The sequence below is a fragment of the Gottfriedia endophytica genome (genome assembly GCF_017814275.1).
GTDB lineage: Bacteria > Bacillota > Bacilli > Bacillales > Bacillaceae_G > Gottfriedia > Gottfriedia endophytica.
The window spans coordinates 1-2,234 of record NZ_JAGIYQ010000028.1 but is presented as its reverse complement, the minus strand read 5'-3'; the positions used below and the strand labels follow the sequence as shown (position 1 = coordinate 2,234).

General features: G+C 33.3%; 2 protein-coding genes and 1 rRNA gene. All 3 read left to right on the top strand.

Annotation, left to right across the window (positions count from 1 at the left end; genetic code table 11):
• The first annotated feature begins 5 nt into the window (after window positions 1-5).
• The 3 genes from rrf (at window position 6) to J5Y03_RS19640 (ending at window position 1,786) form a co-directional block, all read left to right on the top strand.
• Window positions 6-121: ribosomal RNA gene (gene rrf / locus J5Y03_RS19650) — 5S ribosomal RNA — on the top strand.
• A gap of 498 nt (window positions 122-619) precedes the next feature.
• Window positions 620-1,528, top strand: coding sequence for a GNAT family N-acetyltransferase (locus J5Y03_RS20150; RefSeq protein ID WP_322099606.1), 909 nt, complete (start codon window positions 620-622; stop codon window positions 1,526-1,528).
• Window positions 1,529-1,609: 81 nt separating this feature from the next.
• Window positions 1,610-1,786: a hypothetical protein gene (locus J5Y03_RS19640; protein WP_209407694.1), complete on the top strand. Its 177-nt coding sequence runs from the start codon at window positions 1,610-1,612 to the stop codon at window positions 1,784-1,786.
• Window positions 1,787-2,234: the final 448 nt, after the last annotated feature.

The window sequence follows — 2,234 nt, the reverse complement described above, 5'->3', positions numbered from 1 at the left end:
TAGAATCAGGTAATTATGGCAAAGAGGTCACACCCGTTCCCATCCCGAACACGGAAGTTAAGCTCTTTAGCGCCGATGGTAGTTGGGGGCTTCCCCCTGTGAGAGTAGGACGTTGCCTGGTAATCGTAAAAACTCTAGTCATTATGGCTAGAGTTTTTTGTTTGACTGCCTTCGTAAAAATTTATGATAATACAATTTTCTAACCATGAATATCCTCATCCTTAACTATTCAAAGTACATTCTTTTCAAGAATTCATTTTGGCTATCTAAAAATAACACTTTAAAAGACAATTATTATAGGAAGAATTCCTTATTTTCATGACAATTGAATGAGAAATTGTGATTTCTAAAAAATAAAGGCTGTTTTCGTATACATTATGGCTATTTTAGAATGTGTTAGTTGATTCTCCAGGATGCTCCCTTTCCGTGGGGCGTGACCTGAGCCTCCTCGGCAAGCCTGCGGGGGTCTCAGTCTTCCCTCTATTACCACAGGAGTCTCGCGCCTTCCGCCCAAATCAACTTCTGTCTTTAAAATTTATAAGTTCAATAGAATCAATCTTTTAGAAAGAGACATCCATGCTAATAAAATTCGTACCAAGGAGAACTTCACCGTGATTTAATTTCTGCTGCTAATCTTCAAGAAGAAGACAAAAGAATTCCTTTAAAAGATAATACATTACTCAATGAGTCTAATCTTTTTATAGGTTTTTGTAGGAATCGGATTGTTGCCATTGATGATGATCAAAATATAATAGGATATGCTTCTAGTTGGAGAGCGCCTTGGACTGAGTCAGGTGTAATTTGTAGCACACTAATTGTTTCGCCTAAGTATAGGGATAAAAGGGTTGGAAAGGAATTATTAAATCATTTAGAGTGTTGGGGAAGGGAAATGAAAGCTGATTTTCTAATTTCCGAAGTACCAGACCATCTGAATGATTCTGTATCTTTTATTGAAATGAATGGATATAAAAAAGAAAGACATGTATGGCAATCAACATTAGATTTACCTACATTTGATGAGAAAATTAATGGAAGTATTATAGAAGAAGTAAATATAAGAGGAATTACATTTGCGAGTTTATCCGAAATGGATGTAAAAACTGTAAAAACGCCACTCTATAAATTGTTTAAACAAACAGTGAAAGATAATCCTGCTATGAATGATGATGAAAATAGTCTTCCAAGTCTAGAAGATGGGTCAAATGAATTCCTTGCTAATTCTAATATTGCCATAATTGCATTTAGTGAAAGTAGAATAGTTGGTATGACAATATTAATACCTAAAGCAGATGGGGAATTGTATAACGAATGGACTGGCGTTGATAAAGAATTTCGAGGTCAAAAAATTTCTTTAGCTTTAAAGTTGAAATCGATTCAAACAGCAAAGGCAAGTAGATATAATAAAAAGTGTACCGACAATGACTCTCTTAATAAAGCTATGATTTCCGTTAATCAAAAATTAGGATATATTTCTGTACCTGGTGGACATTTTGTTGTAAGTAAATATATAAAAGTAAAATCAGATTAAAAAATAAATTTATTTCTAAACAACAAAAGAGACTAACAATTTTAATTGTATAATAATGGTAAAAGTGAGGGCGATGAATAAATGAAGAAGAACTATACATTAATGTTTCTTATGTTTTTTGTCGCATCAATTGCGGGTGGATTAGCATTAAAGAGTATCTTTGATTATTCAATGTTAGTGGGAGTTGGTTTAGGATCAGTCTTCCTTCTATGTTCTGCATTTTTCGCGGGGAAGTCTCAAAAGACTCCGAAGGCATGATTATAATTGCTGTGTCTTTTTCTTTGTTAAGATGCTAGATTAGCTCCAACATACAACAACTTGAGTTACTTATAATGTTTTAGAGTAGGGGTTAACTATTGGAGTATCAATGAAGTCAGAACGGTTAATCTATTAAATGAAAATACTAATCTATAAATTTATAAAAATAGTTTACAAAAACACTTGCAGAGTTTAAAAATGCATGGTATATTAATAAACGTTGTCACAACAAAACGTTGAGACACACAAAAAAAGAATAAATAAAAGTTGTTGACATAAACAACTAGAAATGTTATTCTATTATAGTCGCTTCTGAGCGACGAAGTGAACTTTGAAAACTAAACAAAACATGAAGTAAACGTCAATTATTAGTTTTAGAGCTTAAGATAAACAATCTATTATGGAGAGTTTGATCCTGGCTCAGGACGAACGCTGGCGGCGTGCCTAA

Coding starts and splice junctions, on each gene's coding strand:
- J5Y03_RS19640 (WP_209407694.1), top strand. CDS start 1,610: ATGAAGAAGAACTATACATTAATGTTTCTTATGTTTTTTGTCGCATCA.